Origin of the sequence: Nitrosomonas eutropha, assembly GCF_900116685.1 — a bacterium.
Classification (GTDB): Bacteria; Pseudomonadota; Gammaproteobacteria; order Burkholderiales; family Nitrosomonadaceae; genus Nitrosomonas; species Nitrosomonas eutropha_A.
In genome coordinates, this window is record NZ_FPBL01000013.1 from 1 (window position 1) to 17,389 (window position 17,389).

Annotated in this window: 33 protein-coding genes, 1 tRNA gene and 2 pseudogenes; 34 read left to right on the forward strand and 2 right to left on the reverse strand. The window is 38.2% G+C overall.

All coding sequences use genetic code 11. The features are described 5' to 3' along the window. The 31 genes and pseudogenes from BM331_RS10135 to BM331_RS10285 form a co-directional block, all read left to right on the forward strand. Positions 1–103: pseudogene (locus tag BM331_RS10135) on the forward strand (elongation factor Tu); the annotation flags it as partial. 80 nt (positions 104–183) lie between these two features. Next, entirely contained in the window at positions 184–492 is a 309-nt protein-coding gene (rpsJ, locus tag BM331_RS10140) for a 30S ribosomal protein S10 (protein ID WP_011633672.1), read from the forward strand. 49 nt (positions 493–541) lie between these two features. Next, entirely contained in the window at positions 542–1,192 is a 651-nt protein-coding gene (rplC, locus tag BM331_RS10145; protein ID WP_074929307.1) for a 50S ribosomal protein L3, read from the forward strand. 17 nt (positions 1,193–1,209) lie between these two features. Continuing rightward, positions 1,210–1,830 (forward strand): 50S ribosomal protein L4, encoded by a 621-nt coding sequence (rplD, locus tag BM331_RS10150; protein ID WP_074929309.1) that lies wholly within the window; start codon positions 1,210–1,212, stop codon positions 1,828–1,830. Next, positions 1,827–2,162, forward strand: a complete 336-nt coding sequence (gene rplW / locus BM331_RS10155; RefSeq protein WP_074929310.1) for a 50S ribosomal protein L23 — start codon at positions 1,827–1,829, stop codon at positions 2,160–2,162. The genes rplD and rplW overlap by 4 nt, the downstream gene beginning before the upstream one ends. Beyond that, positions 2,162–2,995 carry a 50S ribosomal protein L2 gene (gene rplB / locus BM331_RS10160; RefSeq protein ID WP_074929312.1) on the forward strand — a complete coding sequence of 278 codons (834 nt, stop codon included), beginning with the start codon at positions 2,162–2,164 and terminating at the stop codon, positions 2,993–2,995. Before rplW ends, rplB begins: the two co-directional genes overlap by 1 nt. A gap of 4 nt (positions 2,996–2,999) precedes the next feature. Beyond that, entirely contained in the window at positions 3,000–3,284 is a 285-nt protein-coding gene (gene rpsS / locus BM331_RS10165; protein ID WP_074929314.1) for a 30S ribosomal protein S19, read from the forward strand. Positions 3,285–3,292: 8 nt separating this feature from the next. Then, the gene (gene rplV, locus BM331_RS10170; RefSeq protein ID WP_074929316.1) at positions 3,293–3,625 is read left to right on the forward strand and encodes a 50S ribosomal protein L22; all 333 of its coding nucleotides are present in this window, start codon (positions 3,293–3,295) and stop codon (positions 3,623–3,625) included. A gap of 38 nt (positions 3,626–3,663) precedes the next feature. Further along, positions 3,664–4,290 (forward strand): annotated as a pseudogene (gene rpsC, locus BM331_RS10175) (30S ribosomal protein S3); the annotation flags it as partial. A 104-nt stretch (positions 4,291–4,394) separates the two neighbouring features. Beyond that, the gene (gene rplP / locus BM331_RS10180) at positions 4,395–4,811 is read left to right on the forward strand and encodes a 50S ribosomal protein L16 (protein ID WP_011633680.1); all 417 of its coding nucleotides are present in this window, start codon (positions 4,395–4,397) and stop codon (positions 4,809–4,811) included. A 7-nt stretch (positions 4,812–4,818) separates the two neighbouring features. Continuing rightward, entirely contained in the window at positions 4,819–5,031 is a 213-nt protein-coding gene (rpmC, locus tag BM331_RS10185) for a 50S ribosomal protein L29 (RefSeq protein ID WP_074929320.1), read from the forward strand. Further along, positions 5,009–5,263, forward strand: a complete 255-nt coding sequence (rpsQ, locus tag BM331_RS10190) for a 30S ribosomal protein S17 (protein ID WP_074929322.1) — start codon at positions 5,009–5,011, stop codon at positions 5,261–5,263. The genes rpmC and rpsQ overlap by 23 nt, the downstream gene beginning before the upstream one ends. 80 nt (positions 5,264–5,343) lie before the next feature. Further along, positions 5,344–5,712: a 50S ribosomal protein L14 gene (gene rplN, locus BM331_RS10195; RefSeq protein WP_011633682.1), complete on the forward strand. Its 369-nt coding sequence runs from the start codon at positions 5,344–5,346 to the stop codon at positions 5,710–5,712. Positions 5,713–5,730: 18 nt separating this feature from the next. After that, complete coding sequence (rplX, locus tag BM331_RS10200) at positions 5,731–6,048, forward strand: 50S ribosomal protein L24 (protein ID WP_074929394.1); 318 nt, start codon at positions 5,731–5,733, stop codon at positions 6,046–6,048. A 15-nt stretch (positions 6,049–6,063) separates the two neighbouring features. Beyond that, a complete protein-coding gene (rplE, locus tag BM331_RS10205) occupies positions 6,064–6,603 on the forward strand; it encodes a 50S ribosomal protein L5 (RefSeq protein ID WP_074929323.1) in 540 nt (179 codons plus the stop codon). Between the two features lie 9 nt (positions 6,604–6,612). Continuing rightward, the gene (gene rpsN / locus BM331_RS10210; protein ID WP_074929325.1) at positions 6,613–6,918 is read left to right on the forward strand and encodes a 30S ribosomal protein S14; all 306 of its coding nucleotides are present in this window, start codon (positions 6,613–6,615) and stop codon (positions 6,916–6,918) included. Positions 6,919–6,991: 73 nt separating this feature from the next. Further along, entirely contained in the window at positions 6,992–7,387 is a 396-nt protein-coding gene (gene rpsH, locus BM331_RS10215; protein ID WP_074929327.1) for a 30S ribosomal protein S8, read from the forward strand. 12 nt (positions 7,388–7,399) lie between these two features. After that, positions 7,400–7,939 (forward strand): 50S ribosomal protein L6, encoded by a 540-nt coding sequence (gene rplF, locus BM331_RS10220; protein ID WP_074929329.1) that lies wholly within the window; start codon positions 7,400–7,402, stop codon positions 7,937–7,939. Positions 7,940–7,954: 15 nt separating this feature from the next. Continuing rightward, a complete protein-coding gene (gene rplR, locus BM331_RS10225; RefSeq protein WP_074929332.1) occupies positions 7,955–8,317 on the forward strand; it encodes a 50S ribosomal protein L18 in 363 nt (120 codons plus the stop codon). 18 nt (positions 8,318–8,335) lie between these two features. Further along, positions 8,336–8,869 (forward strand): 30S ribosomal protein S5, encoded by a 534-nt coding sequence (gene rpsE / locus BM331_RS10230; RefSeq protein ID WP_305728125.1) that lies wholly within the window; start codon positions 8,336–8,338, stop codon positions 8,867–8,869. Between the two features lie 5 nt (positions 8,870–8,874). Beyond that, positions 8,875–9,060: a 50S ribosomal protein L30 gene (rpmD, locus tag BM331_RS10235; RefSeq protein ID WP_074929334.1), complete on the forward strand. Its 186-nt coding sequence runs from the start codon at positions 8,875–8,877 to the stop codon at positions 9,058–9,060. Positions 9,061–9,062: 2 nt separating this feature from the next. Then, positions 9,063–9,524: a 50S ribosomal protein L15 gene (gene rplO, locus BM331_RS10240; protein WP_074929336.1), complete on the forward strand. Its 462-nt coding sequence runs from the start codon at positions 9,063–9,065 to the stop codon at positions 9,522–9,524. After that, positions 9,514–10,836, forward strand: coding sequence for a preprotein translocase subunit SecY (gene secY, locus BM331_RS10245; RefSeq protein WP_074929338.1), 1,323 nt, complete (start codon positions 9,514–9,516; stop codon positions 10,834–10,836). Before rplO ends, secY begins: the two co-directional genes overlap by 11 nt. 10 nt (positions 10,837–10,846) lie before the next feature. After that, complete coding sequence (gene infA, locus BM331_RS10250) at positions 10,847–11,065, forward strand: translation initiation factor IF-1 (protein ID WP_074929340.1); 219 nt, start codon at positions 10,847–10,849, stop codon at positions 11,063–11,065. A gap of 43 nt (positions 11,066–11,108) precedes the next feature. Next, a complete protein-coding gene (rpmJ, locus tag BM331_RS10255) occupies positions 11,109–11,222 on the forward strand; it encodes a 50S ribosomal protein L36 (RefSeq protein WP_074455458.1) in 114 nt (37 codons plus the stop codon). A 28-nt stretch (positions 11,223–11,250) separates the two neighbouring features. Next, entirely contained in the window at positions 11,251–11,610 is a 360-nt protein-coding gene (gene rpsM / locus BM331_RS10260) for a 30S ribosomal protein S13 (protein WP_074929342.1), read from the forward strand. Positions 11,611–11,649: 39 nt separating this feature from the next. Then, positions 11,650–12,039: a 30S ribosomal protein S11 gene (gene rpsK, locus BM331_RS10265; protein WP_074929344.1), complete on the forward strand. Its 390-nt coding sequence runs from the start codon at positions 11,650–11,652 to the stop codon at positions 12,037–12,039. 14 nt (positions 12,040–12,053) lie between these two features. Beyond that, positions 12,054–12,680 (forward strand): 30S ribosomal protein S4, encoded by a 627-nt coding sequence (rpsD, locus tag BM331_RS10270; protein ID WP_074929346.1) that lies wholly within the window; start codon positions 12,054–12,056, stop codon positions 12,678–12,680. Positions 12,681–12,706: 26 nt separating this feature from the next. Next, a complete protein-coding gene (locus BM331_RS10275; RefSeq protein WP_074929348.1) occupies positions 12,707–13,714 on the forward strand; it encodes a DNA-directed RNA polymerase subunit alpha in 1,008 nt (335 codons plus the stop codon). Continuing rightward, positions 13,701–14,093 carry a 50S ribosomal protein L17 gene (gene rplQ, locus BM331_RS10280; protein WP_074929350.1) on the forward strand — a complete coding sequence of 131 codons (393 nt, stop codon included), beginning with the start codon at positions 13,701–13,703 and terminating at the stop codon, positions 14,091–14,093. Before BM331_RS10275 ends, rplQ begins: the two co-directional genes overlap by 14 nt. 178 nt (positions 14,094–14,271) lie before the next feature. Next, a tRNA-Thr gene (locus tag BM331_RS10285) sits at positions 14,272–14,347 on the forward strand. Between the two features lie 55 nt (positions 14,348–14,402). Here the strand turns inward: BM331_RS10285 and BM331_RS10290 are convergent. Continuing rightward, positions 14,403–14,711 (reverse strand): RnfH family protein, encoded by a 309-nt coding sequence (locus BM331_RS10290; protein WP_074929352.1) that lies wholly within the window; start codon positions 14,709–14,711, stop codon positions 14,403–14,405. Then, positions 14,695–15,138: a type II toxin-antitoxin system RatA family toxin gene (locus tag BM331_RS10295; protein ID WP_074929354.1), complete on the reverse strand. Its 444-nt coding sequence runs from the start codon at positions 15,136–15,138 to the stop codon at positions 14,695–14,697. The genes BM331_RS10290 and BM331_RS10295 overlap by 17 nt, the downstream gene beginning before the upstream one ends. A gap of 96 nt (positions 15,139–15,234) precedes the next feature. Here BM331_RS10295 and smpB point away from each other — a divergent pair, with 96 nt between their 5' ends. From smpB to BM331_RS10310, 3 genes are all read left to right on the forward strand, one after another. Beyond that, entirely contained in the window at positions 15,235–15,684 is a 450-nt protein-coding gene (gene smpB, locus BM331_RS10300; RefSeq protein WP_074929356.1) for an SsrA-binding protein SmpB, read from the forward strand. Positions 15,685–15,693: 9 nt separating this feature from the next. Further along, complete coding sequence (locus BM331_RS10305) at positions 15,694–16,764, forward strand: COX15/CtaA family protein (RefSeq protein ID WP_074929358.1); 1,071 nt, start codon at positions 15,694–15,696, stop codon at positions 16,762–16,764. A gap of 91 nt (positions 16,765–16,855) precedes the next feature. Next, positions 16,856–17,269 (forward strand): RDD family protein, encoded by a 414-nt coding sequence (locus BM331_RS10310; RefSeq protein ID WP_074929360.1) that lies wholly within the window; start codon positions 16,856–16,858, stop codon positions 17,267–17,269. Positions 17,270–17,389: the final 120 nt, after the last annotated feature.

Below are 17,389 nucleotides of genomic sequence, written 5' to 3' on the forward strand. Positions count from 1 at the left end.
CAATTTGATTGCACCGATAGCAATGAGTGAAGGATTGCGTTTTGCTATTCGTGAAGGTGGGCGTACCGTTGGCGCCGGTGTGGTCGCCAAAGTAACTGGATAAGTTTAGATTTATCGATACTGCTATGGATTGGTAGTCTCATATAAGATAAGCTCCGTAAAATATACAACTTAGAGTGCTTTATGCAAAATCAAAAAATTCGTATACGTTTAAAAGCTTTTGACTATCGTCTAATAGATAAATCAGCTGTTGAAATAGTAGAAACAGCAAAGCGAACAGGAGCGGTAGTTAAGGGGCCAGTACCGCTGCCAACACGTATTGAACGATTTGATGTGCTGCGATCACCGCATGTAAATAAAACTTCGCGCGATCAGTTTGAGATTAGAACGCATTTAAGGCTAATGGATATTATTGATCCTACGGATAAAACAGTGGATGCATTGATGAAACTTGATTTGCCTGCTGGTGTTGATGTTGAAATCAAGCTGTAGTTTATTTTTATTAGCTATAGAAGGCAAAAACTCAAAGTAGAGGAAGCAAATGAAATTAGGGCTTATCGGTAAAAAAGTAGGAATGACTAGAATCTTTACCGAGTCTGGAAATAGCGTACCTGTTACCGTTCTCGATGTTTCAAGAAATCGTGTAGTGCAGATTAAAACGGCTGAGAGAGATGGTTATTCGGCAATTCAGTTAACGCAGGGATATCGACGGAAAAATAGGATAACAAAGGCATTATCTGGGCATTTTGCACGAGCTGGTGTAGAGGCAGGAAAAGTAATAAAAGAATTTAGAATAGAGCAGGCTGTCAATAGCGATATAAAATTAGGTTCTGAAATAAATGTTGAGATTTTCCTGATAGGATCAAAAGTAGATGTAAGCGGGGTATCTATAGGTAAGGGATATGCCGGTACTATAAAGCGGCATAATTTTTCTTCGAGCAGGGCCAGTCACGGTAATTCAAGATCACATAATGTTCCGGGTTCTATTGGTATGGCGCAAGATCCAGGTAGAGTTTTTCCTGGGAAGAAAATGACAGGCCGATTGGGGGGTGTAAATAGCACAATCCAAAATATTGAAGTTGTACGTGTTGATACTGATCGTGGTCTAATTTTTTTAAAGGGATCGGTTCCGGGTTCAAAGGGCAACGGAGTTTTTATACGCCCAAGTGTAAAACACGCAAATAAACAATAACTGATAAGTATAAGCAAATGGTTAAAATTCCTTGTAGAAGCGAAAACGGACAAGTTGTTAATATTGAAGTATCAGATTCTGTTTTTGACAGGGTATATAACGAGGCATTGGTTCATCAAATAATTACATCTTATTTGGCGAATGCTAGAAGGGGTACTCGAGCTCAAAAGGGGCGGTCAGAAGTTGCCGGTTCTACACGTAAGCAATGGAGGCAGAAGGGAACCGGGAGAGCAAGAGCTGGTGCAGCATCAAATCCATTGTGGAGTGGGGGGGGGAAAATATTCCCCAATAAGCCGACGGAAAGCTTTACCAAAAAAATAAATCGCAAAATGTATCGTGCGGGGATGTGTACCATATTTTCCCAATTATTAAGAAATAACAAACTAATAGCGATAAGTGAATTTCAGATTGAGACTACAAAAACAAAATTTTTTTTGCAGAAATTAAAAAATTATCAACTTGAAAATGTAATGATTATTACTGATGAAGTAGATGAAAATTTGTATCTGGCTTCCAGGAATATACCGAATATAAAAGTAGTTGAGGTTGACTTAATAGACCCTGTAAGTTTACTGTCTTATGATAATGTTGTTATTACCCGCGAAGCAGTAAATAAAATTGAAAGTGTATTGCAATGAAAACTATCAATGTAGGCAGTGAAAGAGCATTGGAAATAATAAAAGCCCCACAAATTTCCGAGAAGGCAACTTTTTTAGCTGAGAAAGTTAGGCAAATCATATTTTATGTTTCACATGATGCTAATAAAACTGAGATTAAATCAGCTATTGAGCAGATCTGGAAATCACAGAATATTGAGGTAAAGAGCGTACAAATAATAAATGTAAAAGGAAAGAAAAAAAGATTTGGCCGATATATAGGGCAAAAATCAGATTGGAAAAAAGCATTTGTAAGTCTAAAAGATGACCGTGAGATAGATTTTACCGATGTAAGGTTATTTGAGGATAAATAATGACACTTAAAAAATCAAAGCCTACCTCTCCAGGTCAAAGAGCAGTAGTTAAATCTGTAAATAGTTTTTTATATAAGGGAAATCCATTTTCTGCGTTAACTGAAAAAAAGAAAAAAAATTCGGGTAGAAATAATTCTGGGAAGATAACGGTACGACATATTGGTGGGGGACATAAACATCATTATCGAATTGTCGATTTTTGCAGAAATAAAGATGATATTCCTGCAAAGGTTGAGCGCATTGAGTATGATCCTAACAGAAGTGCGTATTTAGCATTACTTTGCTATGCAGATGGAGAAAGGAAATATATTATCGCGGCAAAAGATATAGGGGTGGGCTCGTACTTAGTTAATGGATCAAGTTCTCCAGTTAAAACTGGTAATACATTGCCTATTCGTAACATCCCGGTTGGAAGTGTGATTCATTGTATCGAGCTGAAGCCTGGTAAGGGAGCGCAATTAGCACGTTCTGCTGGATCTTCTGCGCAGCTTATGGCACGTGAGGGTGACTATTCTCAGATTAGATTGAGATCGGGTGAGATTAGGAAGATACATATAAACTGTAGGGCAACAATTGGGGAAGTTGGTAATTCCGAGCATAATTTGCAATCAATAGGCAAGGCTGGAGCTGTAAGATGGAGGGGCGTTCGCCCAACAGTTCGAGGTGTTGCGATGAATCCTATTGATCATCCTCATGGTGGTGGAGAAGGTAAAACTGCCGCAGGAAGGCACCCTGTAAGCCCTTGGGGCACGCCTTCAAAAGGATCTCGGACGAGAAGAAACAAGAGGACAGTCAATATGATTGTTCGAAGCAGATATTCTAAGAAAGGTTAAAGGTATGAGCCGATCTATTTCAAAAGGTCCTTTTGTCGATTTGCATCTCATCAATAAAGTCATAGCTGTTCATAAAAATAATGATAAAAGGCCCATAAAAACTTGGTCGCGGAGATCAACCATTCTCCCGGATTTTATTGGATTAACTATTTCTGTTCACAATGGAAGGCAGCATATTCCCATTTTTATAACGGAAAATATGGTTGGTCATAAACTTGGTGAGTTTTCTCATACTAGAACGTTTAAAGGTCATGCTGGTGATAAGAAAGCAGCAGGCTCCAAGCGATAGGATTATATATGGAAACATCCGTAGTTTTACGTAGCGTAAGATTGTCTGCTCAAAAGGGGCGATTGGTAGTAAATCAAATTCGAGGATTGCAGGTTGATCAAGCTATTAAGCTCTTGACATTTAGCCCCAAGAAGGGAGCGGTAATTGTTTTAAAATTACTTGAGTCAGCGGTAGCAAATGCAGAGCACAATGAAGGTGCTGATATTGACGAATTAAAAGTAACCCAAGTTTTTGTAGGACAAGGATCTTCACTAAAACGTGTTAGTCCGCGCGCAAAAGGGAGAGGAAATCGTATATCAAAACCAACATGTAATATTTTCTTGACCGTCTGCAATAGATAGAAACTTGTTAAGTAAACATGAAAAAAGGTAAATAATTCATGGGTCAAAAAATTAATCCGACAGGGTTCAGACTTTCAGTTCTGAAGAACTGGTCTTCTCGTTGGTATGCAAACACAAAGAAGTTTTCAGTTTTTTTAAATGAAGATATTAATGTGCGAAAGTATCTTAAGAAAAAATTAGCGCATGCTTCTGTAGGAAGTATTATTATTGAAAGACCATCAAGGAATGCAAAAATCACAATACATACATCAAGGCCAGGTGTTGTAATTGGTAAAAAAGGCGAAGATATTGAAATTCTTCGTAAGAATGTTGAGAAGCTTATGAATGTTCCTGTGCACATCAATATAGAGGAAATACGTAAGCCAGAGATTGATGCGCAACTTATTGCGGCTAGTATTACTCAGCAGCTTGAAAAAAGGATAATGTTTAGAAGAGCCATGAAAAGGGCGATACAAAACGCTATGAGGTTAGGAGCTCAAGGGATTAAGATAATGAGTTCTGGAAGGTTAAATGGTATAGAAATAGCACGAACTGAATGGTATCGAGAAGGAAGAGTCCCTCTTCATACGCTAAGGGCTGAGGTTGATTACGGAACCTCAGAAGCTAAAACAACCTATGGCGTGATTGGCGTTAAAGTTTGGATTTTTAAAGGAGAGCGGCTTAGTGTGAGGGATCATCAAAACTGAGCAAAATTTTAATTTCTCTGAGATTTAGTTGAAATTAAGCTTATAACTATATTTAAAGTAGTTCGAAAGTAAGGAATTTAGTAATGTTACAACCAGCCAGAACCAAGTTTCGTAAGCAGCATAAAGGTCGCAATACTGGTATGGCAACCAGGGGTGCAAAGGTTAGTTTTGGAGAGTTTGGGCTTAAAGCTATAGGCCGAGGAAGATTAACCTCAAGACAAATTGAAGCGGCTCGACGTGCAATGACGAGACATATCAAGCGCGGTGGGCGCATTTGGATAAGGATTTTTCCAGACAAGCCTGTTTCGCGAAAACCTGCTGAAGTTAGAATGGGAAAGGGTAAGGGGAATCCGGAGTACTATGTTGCAGAGATTCAGCCGGGAAAAGTGCTTTATGAAATGGATGGGGTTGATGAACTGCTTGCGCGTGAGGCTTTTAGATTGGCAGCTGCGAAACTACCGATGCAGACGGTATTTGTGATAAGGCATTTAGGGAGTTGATTTCTTAATGAAAGCAATAGAATTAAGAGGAAAAGGATTGCCAGATTTGGAAAAGGAGCTTTTGTCGTTAAGAAGAATCCAATTTGGTTTGAGGTTTCAGTTGAAGACGCAACAGCTTACAGACACGTCCCAGGTTAAAAAGGTGCGTAAAGATATAGCGCGTATTAAAACTATTATTCGAGAAAAAGAGGATGGCGATGAATTTAGACAATCAAAGTAAATATCTGATTGGACAAATCATAAGTGATAAGAGAGATAAAACGGTAACTGTAAGGATTGACAGAAAAGTAAAACACCCTCTTTATGGAAAGATTATCACTCGTTCAAAAAAATATCATGCTCACGATGAGTATAATCAATATAAAGTGGGCGATGTGGTGGCTATAAGTGAAGCGCGCCCCATATCAAAAACCAAATCTTGGCAAGTAATCAAGGTAGTAAAGATTAATTGAATATAATCCTTGATTGAAAAGTGTTATTTATATCCTACCGTACAAAATTTAGAATCAACCATTAAACAGGAAGTATAAATATGATTCAGATGCAATCTTTACTAAAAGTAGCTGATAATACGGGGGCTCGCACTGTGATGTGTATCAAGGTTCTCGGAGGATCAAAGCGAAGATTTGCTGGAATCGGTGATGTTATCAAGGTTGCTGTAAAAGATGCTGCTCCTCGTGGTCGAATCAAAAAAGGAGAGGTTTATAACGCGGTTATTGTACGAACAGCAAAGGGAATCCGCAGATCTGATGGTTCCTTAGTGAAGTTCGATACAAATGCCGCAGTGATTTTGAATAATAAATTAGAGCCTATAGGTACTAGAATTTTTGGTCCGGTAACACGTGAGCTTCGTACGGCAAAGTTCATGAAAATAGTGTCTCTGGCTCCCGAAGTAATATAAAGTAAAGAGCTCATGGCCATGAAAAAAATTAGGAAGGGTGACAACGTAATTATATTATCGGGTAAGGATAAGGGTAAGCAATCAACGGTAATTAAGTTTGAAAGCGTAGAGAAAGTAATTGTTAGAGATGTAAATAGAGTTAAATCTCATGTTAAGCCTAACCCAAGCAAAAATATTGTTGGCGGGATTGTTGAAGTAGAGAAGCCAATTCATGTTTCTAATATTGCAATTTTTAATTCTGACAAAAATAAGGCGGACAGAGTCGGTTTTAGGTTTAATGAATCAGGCAATAAAGTGCGATATTTTAAATCTGATGGCGCTCTAATAGATTCGTAAGGATGGAAGAATAAAATGGCTCGATTACTTGATCATTATAGAAAAATAGTTGTAAAGGAACTAATACAGCAGTTTAATTATAAAACTGTAATGCAGGTTCCTAAAATAACAAAGATAACTCTAAATATGGGTGTTGGTGAAGCGGCTGTTGATAAAAAAATAATGGAAAATGCCATCAGCGATCTAGAGAAGATTTCGGCACAAAAGCCTGTAATTACAAAAGCAAAGAAATCTATTGCAACTTTTAAAATAAGGCAAGGTTATCCGGTTGGCTGTATGGTAACTTTGCGTGGAATAAAGATGTACGAATTTTTAGATCATCTCGTAAGTATTGCTATTCCACGTATACGTGATTTTAGAGGAATAGGTGGAAAAGGTTTTGATGGTCGTGGCAATTTTAATATGGGGATTAAAGAGCAGATTATATTTCCTGAAATTGATTATGATAAAATTGACAAATTGCGTGGTTTGAATATAACAATGACCACAACAGCCAAAACTGATATAGAAGCTAAGGCTTTACTTTCTGCTTTTAAATTTCCATTTAAAAATTAAAGGAATAATGTGGCTAAGAAGTCAATAGTAAATCGCAATATAAAGAGGATGGAAATAGTAAAAAAATATGCGATACATCGTTCAGAATTAATTGCTGTTTTAAAAGATACCCAATCAGATATTGAACAGAAAGCAATAGCGCGAAATCTCCTTCAAGGACTTCCTAGAAACTCTAGTCCTGTTAGGTTGCGTCAGAGGTGTGTTTTGACTGGAAGGCCAAGAGGAGTATATAAAAAATTTGGTTTGGGTAGAATTAAACTACGTGAAATAGCTATGCGTGGTGAAATACCAGGTGTTATTAAGGCAAGTTGGTAAAGTTAAGCTTTAACTTTAAAGACAATAGTATAAAAAAAGTTATTTTTGGAACAAAAGATAAATTGGTGTATATATGTGTATGACTGATCCAGTAGCTGATATGCTTACTCGCATAAGAAACGCTCAGGCTGCAGAAAAAAAAGAAGTAAAGATACCTTCATCAAACTTAAAAAAAGCAATTCTTAAAATATTAAAAGATGAAGGATATATCGAGAGCTATCAAGAAGTAATCAGTGATAGAAAGTTATATATAGATATATATTTAAAATATTTTAACGGTGGGCCAGTTATTAGTACACTTACTAGGATAAGTAAGCCGGGATTAAGAAGGTATTCATCACGAAATAATCTACCGAAAGTGATGCATGGCTTGGGTATAGCTATTGTATCAACCTCTAAAGGTGTTATGACCGAGCGATCGGCAAGAGCTGGCGGAGTTGGTGGTGAGTTATTGTGCATAGTTGCGTGAGGTAATTTAATAATGTCTTTCTACATAACGACAAAACCAATTGAGATACCAAGATTAGTAGAAGTCCAGTTGACGGAATTGGGTATAGCTATAAAAGGGCCTTTAGGAAGCTTATTCCAGTCAGTCGATGTGCATAATGCCAAAGTTGAAATGAGTTTAAATTATTTGACTATTCAAGCCTTAAACTCTTCAAAACAAGCAAAATCTATGGTGGGAACGATTAATGCCTTGGTATCAAATATGATAAGAGGTGTGACAAATGGTTTTGAGAAAAAACTTCTCATTATAGGTGTTGGGTATAAAGCACAAGTTTCTGGAAATATTTTAAATTTGAATCTCGGTTTCTCTCATCCTGTATCTTATTCTGTTCCAGAAGATATTAAGGTTGAAACGCCAAATCCAACTGAAATTCTAATCAAGGGTATTGATAAACAAAAGGTTGGTCAGGTTGCGGCGGATGTTAGATCATATCGGCGTCCCGAGCCATATAAGGGAAAGGGAATTCGATATTTTGATGAGAAAGTTATAATTAAAGAAACCAAGAAAAAGTAATTTAAGGATAAAGTAATGTTGTTAAACACAACCAAACAGGCTCGTTTAAGGCGTGCTAAAGCAACTAGAATTAAAATTAGCAATTCAAAGCGTTTCAGGCTGTTGGTTCATAAGAGTAATAATCATATTTATGCGCAGATTTTAGATCCTTCATCAAATAATGTGATTATTAGTGCTTCTACAGTTGAGGCAGAGGTAAAAAGACAGTATCCGAATGGTGGAACGGTAGAGGCTGCGAGATATATTGGTCAATTAGTGGCTAAGAAATCTCTTGATTCTCAGATTAGTGAAATAGCTTTTGATAGATCTGGATTTAAGTATCATGGTCGGATAAAAGCTCTTGCTGATGCAGCTAGATCAGCAGGAATGAAGTTTTAAAATAAAGGTAATTGTGCGGTGACTAAAACAACGAGATCTACAGGTATAAAAACTCAAGATGAAATAAAGGCTGACGGATTGAAAGAAAAAATGATTTCTGTCAATCGTGTTACTAAGGTTGTAAAAGGTGGTAGAATCCTCGGTTTTGCTGCTTTAACAGTGGTTGGTGATGGGAAAGGCAGTATTGGCATGGGTAAAGGAAAATCCAGAGAGGTTCCTTTAGCTGTACAGAAGGCTATGGATGAGGCTCGTCGTGGAATGATTAAGATTAACTTAGTAAATGGTACGCTTCATCATCCCATAATTGGTCGACATGGTGCAGCCAGAGTGTATATGCAACCAGCCTCAGAAGGGACAGGAATTATTGCTGGTGGTCCTATGCGTGCTATTTTTGAGGTGATGGGTGTACATAATATCTTGGCTAAGTGTTTGGGTTCTACAAATCCATATAATATAGTTCGAGCTACTCTGAATGGTTTAGATAAAATTCAAACGCCTGCAATGATTGCTGCTAAAAGAGGTAAAAGTATAGATGAAATTACTGGGGCTTAATTTAAATGGAAAAATTAAAATCTATGAAAATAACCTTGGTAAGAAGTTTAATTGGTACAAAAAAGAAACATCGAGTAATAATACAAGGTATGGGATTAAGGAAAATTAACCATGCAGTTTTTTTGCCGGATTTGCCTTCAACTAGAGGTATGATTAATAAAACAGCATATCTATTAAAAGTGGAGGAATAAAGGTGAAACTCAATACTATAAAACCTGGTATGGGTTCCACAAAGCCCAGAAGAAGAGTGGGGCGTGGGATCGGATCCGGATTGGGTAAAACATGTGGTAGAGGGCATAAAGGACAGAAATCACGTGCAGGTGGTTTTCATAAGGTTGGGTTTGAAGGTGGTCAGATGCCATTGCAACGTAGATTGCCTAAGAGAGGTTTTGTAGTCTATGGGAAAAAGCAAATACAAGAGATTAAGTTATCTAGTTTATTGTTAATTGATCAGAATGAGTTTGATATATCTGTGTTGCGTGAATTCAATCTTGTAAAATCTATTGATTACCCTGTAAAAATCATTGCGGATACCCAAGCTTGTACACGGGCCATAAAGCTAAAAGATTTGGCAGTAACTCGCGGTGTTAAAGATATGATAGAGCACGCGGGTGGACGGGTTGAGTTAACTATAGAAGATGTAAATGGTATCTAAATCAAAAGCTGTTTTGTCTGATAGATTCTATGACTTAAAAAAGCGATTGTGGTTTTTGTTGCTTGCTTTGATTGTGTATCGCATTGGTACACATGTTCCTGTTCCTGGAATTGATTCGGTTGTATTAAAAGATCTTTTTAATTCCCAGGAAGGTGGAATGCTGGGAATGTTTAATATGTTCTCGGGAGGGGCTCTTTCAAGATTTTCCATATTTGCACTTGGGATTATGCCTTATATATCGGCATCCATTATTATGCAACTTGGAACAGTAGCTGTTCCGTATTTGGAATCCTTGAAGAAGGAAGGTGAGTCAGGCAGGAAAAAAATAACGCAATACACTCGCTACGGTACACTATTGCTTTCCACATTACAAAGCTATGGAATTTCCTTTGCTTTACAATCTCAGCCTGGCTTAGTAGTGGAACCGGGAGTGCATTTTATATTTACAACGATCATTACGCTTGTAACTGGGTCCATATTCCTTATGTGGCTTGGGGAGCAAATCACAGAACGTGGAATTGGGAATGGAATTTCTCTGATAATTTTTGCTGGGATAGCAGCTGGATTTCCAAGTGCTATTGGAGGTACTCTTGAGTTGGTAAATACGGGCGCAATGCATTTTCTTACTGCCTTATTTATTTTTATTGCGGCTATGGCTATTACAGCGCTGGTTGTCTTTATAGAGCGCGGACAACGTAAAATATTGGTTAACTACGCAAAAAGGCAGGTGGGTAAGCAGATGACGGGCGGTCAATCATCTCATTTGCCTCTAAAATTGAATATGTCTGGAGTTATACCCCCAATATTTGCTTCCAGTATTATTTTATTTCCTGCGACTTTGGCTGGCTGGTTTTCTGACAGTCTGTCTTTAAATTGGTTAAAAGACTTTAGTAATACGCTTGCGCCTGGACAGCCTATCTATGTCGCTTTATATGCTGCATTGATTATATTTTTTTGTTTTTTCTATACTGCACTCGTATTTAATCCGAAGGAAACAGCAGATAATCTGAAGAAAAGTGGTGCTTTTATACCCGGAATACGTCCAGGTGACCAAACTACAAAATATATAGAGCGTATTATGTTAAGGTTAACATTAATCGGTTCGATTTATGTCACACTGGTTTGCTTGTTACCTGAATTTATGATTTTAAAATGGAATGTTCCGTTTTATTTTGGAGGGACTTCCCTACTGATAATTGTCGTTGTTACCATGGATTTTATGGCTCAAGTTCAATCGCATGTGATGTCAGGTCAATATGAGAGTCTGTTGAAGAAAGCTAACTTCAAAACCAGTGGTAATTTTTTACGATAGTTGGGTTGTGATGGCAAAAGAAGAAACTATTCAAATGCAGGGAGAAGTTGTTGAAACACTTCCAAATGCAACATTCAGAATAAGATTAGAGAATGGTCATATTGTACTCGGTCATATTTCTGGAAAGATGAGGATGAACTATATTCGTATTTTACCCGGTGATAAGGTTACAGTTGATCTAACACCCTATGATTTAACTAGGGCACGGATAACTTTCCGCACCAAGTAGTTGCTGTAATTTTTATATTACGTAAATATCTCGTGAGTTTATTATGAAAGTACGGGCATCAATTAAGAAGATATGTAGAAATTGTAAAATAATTAAACGTTATGGGGTTATTCGTGTTATTTGTGTCGATGCTAGGCACAAACAACGTCAAGGTTAATTATTGTTTTTAATATATAGGGTAAAAAATGGCTCGTATAGCAGGTGTCAACTTACCTGGCAATAAGCACGTTAATATAGCTTTGACGGCGATTTATGGTATAGGAAATTCGACAGCACGTAAAATTTGTACAGATTTGGATATTTCGCCTTTTGTTAAACTTAAAGAGTTAACGGATGGCAAATTGGAAGAATTGAGAAATTCTATTGCGAAACTGCTGGTTGAGGGTGATTTGCGTAGAGAAATCTCTATGAATATTAAAAGATTGATTGATCTTGGTAGTTATCGTGGATTGCGACATCGTAGAGGTTTGCCAGTAAGAGGGCAACGAACAAAAACTAACGCAAGGACAAGAAAAGGTCCACGTAAAGCTATACGTGCTAAATAATTTTTTTACTAGTTTAATTTAAAAGTAGATTAGAAATTAATGATAAAACCTCCATTAAAAAGCCGTAAAAAAATAAAGAAGAATATTGTTGAAGGAGTTGCACATATACATGCATCTTTCAATAATACAATTGTGACGATATCTGATCGACAAGGAAATGCTCTGTCTTGGGCTACATCGGGAGGAGTTGGATTCAAAGGATCGCGTAAAAGTACTCCTTTTGCGGCACAGGTAGCTGCAGAACATGCGGGTAGAGCTGCTTTGGAGTATGGAGTTAAAAATTTAGAGATTAGGGTGAAAGGACCCGGGCCTGGTCGTGATTCGGCTGTAAGAGCACTTAATGCTACGGGTTTTAAAATTACAAGTATTACCGATGTGACACCCGTGCCTCATAATGGGTGTAGGCCGCCCAAGAAGCGTCGTATCTAAGAAGGAGAGAATCTGTGGCCAGAAATATAAACCCAAAGTGCCGTCAATGTCGTCGGGAGGGAGAAAAATTATTCCTGAAAGGTGACAAATGTTTTAGTGATAAATGTCCAATAGAACGAAGAAATTATCCGCCTGGACAACATGGACAACGGAAAACAAGGCTATCTGATTATGCTGTACAGCTAAGAGAAAAACAAAAAATTAGAAGAATCTATGGCTTGCTGGAGAATCAGTTCCGTAATGTATATAAACGAGCCGATAGACAAAAAGGTATTACAGGTGAGAATTTACTTAAGCTTTTAGAAAGCCGTTTGGATAATGTTACATATAATATGGGATTTGGGGCATCAAGAGCTGAAGCACGACAAATAATTAGACATGATTGCATTCTTTTAAATGGCAAAAAAGTTAATATACCTTCCCAATTAGTAGGGCCAGGCGATCAAATAGAGGTGGCTGAGCATGCCAAGAGTTATTTGAGGATCAAATCTTCAATAGAGGTGGCTAAGCGTCGCAGCATTCCATCTTGGCTGGAGGTTGATTTTGATAGCCTTAAAGGCCTTTATAAGAATAAACCTGATCGCAGTGATTTATCTTCAACTATTAATGAATCTCTTGTAGTTGAGCTTTATTCAAAGTAATCGGTATTTTTTATATTGGCACCTATATGTCATCGAATAGTTTTCTTACACCTAGGATTATAGAGGTACATAATCTCTCACCTTTGCGCGCTAAAGTTGTAATGGAACCTTTTGAACGAGGCTTCGGTTACACTTTAGGTAATGCATTACGTCGTGTTCTATTATCTTCCATTCCTGGTTGCGCTCCTACTAAAATTAGTATTAGCGGAGTGGTTCATGAATATTCAACGATAGATGGTTTGCAGGAAGATATTGTTGATCTGATATTGAATTTAAAGGGAGTTGTACTCAAACTTCATGGTAAAAACTCTACTGTTCTTTCTTTAAAGAAAAATGCGGAGGGTATTGTCACGGCTGGTGATATTGAATCCTCTCATGATGTTGAGATAGTCAACCCAGAACATGTAATTGCTCATATTACTAGTGGTGGTCGTATTGAGGCGCAAATAACTGTAGAAAAAGGAAGAGGATATTTACCTTCTGTTAATCGAAGTCGAGAAGATAAAAGTTTATCTTCTATTGGAGATATACTGCTGGATGCTTCATTTAGCCCAGTTAGACGTGTCAGTTACACAATAGAAAATGCACGTGTAGAGCAAAGAACAGATCTTGATAAGCTGATTATTGATATTGAAACAAATGGTTCTCTTGATCCGGAAGAAGCTATTCGTTATGCAGCAAGGGTATTAGTTGAACAATTCTCTTTTTTTGCAGATCTCGAAAGTACTCCATTGCCTACTGAGCAACCGAGAGCACCCGTAATCGATCCTATTTTGTTGCGGCCAGTTGATGATTTAGAGCTTACTGTTCGCTCTGCAAATTGTTTGAAAGTTGAGAATATATTTTATATTGGTGACTTAATACAACGAACAGAAGCTGAGCTTCTTCGAACACCTAACTTAGGTAGAAAATCATTAAACGAAATCAAAGAAGTGCTCGCTTCACGTGATTTATCGCTAGGTATGAAATTAGAGAATTGGCCACCAGCTAACTTAGAAAATTATGTAAAGGAACCGGGACATGCGTCATCGTAATGGATTGCGAAAATTAAACCGAACCTCTAGTCATCGTTTGGCTATGTTCAGGAACTTAACTAATTCCTTGCTCGAACATGAAATTATAAAAACCACACTCCCTAAAGCTAAAGAGCTTCGTCGTGTTGTAGAACCGGTAATTACTTTAGGTAAATATCCAACCTTAGCTAGCAAACGATTAGCATTTGATAGATTACGAAATAGAGAAAATGTTGTTAAAATTTTCTCTGAATTGGGACCGCGCTACCAAAATCGAAATGGTGGCTATTTAAGAATTCTTAAATGTGGGTTTAGGAAGGGAGATAATGCTCCAATGGCCATTGTGGAGCTATTGGATAGATCTGAAACTAATGATGATATTGTGAATATTGCAGAGTAAATAATTATTAATTTAATAATATTTCATTCTAAATAGTTGTATTTTTTCGTGTTTAAAATACAACTATTTAGTTAGATCACTCCATTTCAATATTTTGATAAATAATTGATTGGAGTGATTTTAATTTGTCTCGTCTAAGTATATTTTGCATTAACCTGACAATTGTGTTATCCACGAAGCCGCAGTAACTCAGTTGGTAGAGTAGCTGATTCGTAATCAGCAAGTCGGAGGTTCGACTCCTCTCTGCGGCACCATGATTCTCTAGTTGATTTTCAACTTATTGAGATTGGCTTGAAAAGCTATTGAGAATCATGCTTTCCTCACTTTTTGTATATTTTTTAGCTTACGTTTTTCTTTGGGATCTGAGATTAAAGGTCTATAAGTTTCAATGCGATCGCCTTGCTGGAGCACTGTTTCTGAACAGACAGCTTTCCCATAAATCCCTACTTTAAGAGTTGAGCAATTGATCTCAGGATAGAATTCTTTCATTTCTGCAAGTTTGATTGCTTGACTAATCAAAGTTCCTTCTGGGACTTGAAGTTGCTTAATAAAATGTCGCTTGGTTAATGCAGCAACTATCTGTACGATAATTAAATCCTTCTTAAATACTGGGCCCATAAATCTTTTCTGCTCGTTCCACGAAAGCTTCTACAAAACTATTAGCTATTATGTAAAATACTGGGCCAATCAGCTTTTCTAAAAGTTTGTGAGAAAACGTGTAATATAATTTAAATTCAATTTTACAAGCGGTATCTGTTAAAGGAATGAAGCGCCAGTAGCCGTTAAGCTTTTCAAAAGGCCCCTCAAGCAATTCCATTTCAATCAAGTCGGGTGGGTGGCGTTTGTTTTTCGTGGTAAAACTGTGCTTCACAAGATGGTAGTCGATATTTACTGTTGCGTGTGCTGTTTCGTTGTCCTCCATGAGTTTCATTGATGCCCCTGAACACCAGGGTAGAAAGTCGGGATAGTTCTCCACAGTATCTACTAAATGAAACATTTGAGCAGATGAATACCCCACCAATACGGTTTTTTCTATTTCAGTCATAATGTTATATTCCCACAGTCTGGGCGTAAAGATACAGAAAACTGATACACTAATCGAATATTTTTATATGTATATATTTTCTTCCAGTTGTTTTGAATGAGCATTGCACAAAACAAAAAAGCTTTCCACGATTATTTCATTGAAGAAAAATATGAGGCTGGCATTGTGCTGGAAGGATGGGAGGTTAAGGCAATTCGTGCTGGTCGGGTTCAGTTGAAAGAAGCTTACATAGTTATCCGCAAAGGCGAGTTATTTCTTATAGGATGTCATATTAGCCCGCTGCCGACAGCATCGACACATGTTAACCCTGACCCCGTAAAAACACGCAAGCTGTTATTGCATGCTTCTCAGATCAAAGAACTCATCGGCAAAGTAGAACGTTCGGGTTATACTCTGGTTCCCTTAGATATGCATTATAAAGCAGGTAAAATCAAACTAGAAATTGGCCTTGCCAAGGGAAAAAAGCAATACGATAAACGTGAAAGTGAGAAACGTAAAGAATGGGAGCGTGACAAGCAGCGCTTGTTGCGTATGCGCAATTCCTGATTAATATTTATGCAAACAAATTCATCTGGCTCCGTTCCTTCTGTAATTTCTGATAAGTATACTCAAAGTCATATACCCATTGCTATCTGGTTGCTAATTTGCTGTGCATTGGTATTTGCCATGATTGTTGTGGGCGGGGTAACACGTCTGACAGGTTCTGGGTTATCGATTGTTGAGTGGAAGCCTATAGTCGGAACTATTCCACCTATTAGCCAGGAGGATTGGGAAGTATTACTGGAAAAGTACCGTCAGATACCTCAATACGAACAGGTCAATAAAGGTATGACGCTGGATGAATTCAAGGGAATATTCTGGTGGGAATATTTTCATCGTTTGCTTGGTCGCCTGATTGGTCTGGTTTATTTCATACCATTTGTCTATTTCATAGTGCGCAAACGAATTGATCGTTTACTTGGTTTAAAGCTGTCGGGTATATTTGCGCTTGGTGCTTTGCAAGGATTAATGGGCTGGTATATGGTTATGAGCGGTCTGGCAGACAATGTTTATGTTAGTCAGTATCGGCTGACTGCACACCTTGGCCTCGCTTTTATTATTTATGCCGCTATGTTCTGGGTGGCTACTGGATTGCTTTCTCCCTCAAATACTCATTTGTCTGCCCCGGTATCCGTACATAAACTTAAAAGGTTTGCCTGGTTGCTGACCGGACTGATATTCGTTATGGTATTGTCCGGAGGATTGGTAGCGGGTATTCATGCCGGGCGGGCGTATAACACATTTCCCCTGATGGACGGCTTTCTGATTCCTCCCGCTATGTTTGTACTGGAACCTTGGTATCGAAACTTTTTTGATAATATCACTACGGTACAGTTTGACCACCGCTTGATTGCCTGGCTGTTGATTTTTTCTGTGCCATGGTTCTGGTTCAGGGCAAAGCAGCTATCACTGTCTTGCTCTAGTCGCTTGGCTTGTCATCTTCTGCTGCTGATGCTGCTCATTCAGGCAGGGCTTGGGATTACGACGTTGTTATTGTCGGTTCCATTGACGTTTGCTGCAGCACACCAGGCAGGTGCTGTACTGCTATTCACTGCTGGATTGTGGGTTTGTCGTAAGCTATCCTAATGGTAATCTGTGTTTTTCTAATGGTGATACGCCTTTTCTGGTATATGAGACCTCGAAGAAAAATAAATAACCAGTACAGGGGAATGTGCTGATGGAAGGATCAGTACCAGGGTTTGGGCGTCGTATGCTGGCGTTAGCTTATGAATTCTTGTTGCTGTTGGGTGTATGGTTTATTGCCGCCTTCCTGTTTCACCTCATTTTCCGGGATACATCAGCCGAATATTTTAGGCCCCTGTTTCAGTTTTATCTATTGTGTATCGGTGGTGTCTACTTCATCTGGTTCTGGACACATGGTGGCCAAACGCTGGCCATGCAAACTTGGAAGTTGCGACTTGTTTCTGCGAATGGCGGAAAAGTTACTATGCAACAGGCGATGGTGCGCTACCTCATGGCTGTAATAGGTATTAGTTTCCTGGGATTTGGATTGCTGTGGGCTTTATTTAATCGTGACCGGCAATTTCTGCATGACAAGCTGGCAGGTACCCGGATCATAAGACTCAGTTAAACCAGAAAAGCTACGGTGGATCTTAAGCGAGATTTTATAATCTAGCCAGGGTATTCTTGTTTCTGTAAGAACCTGTTCAATATCTCACTGAAGGGCACATTACGGCGTTGAATTTGAACT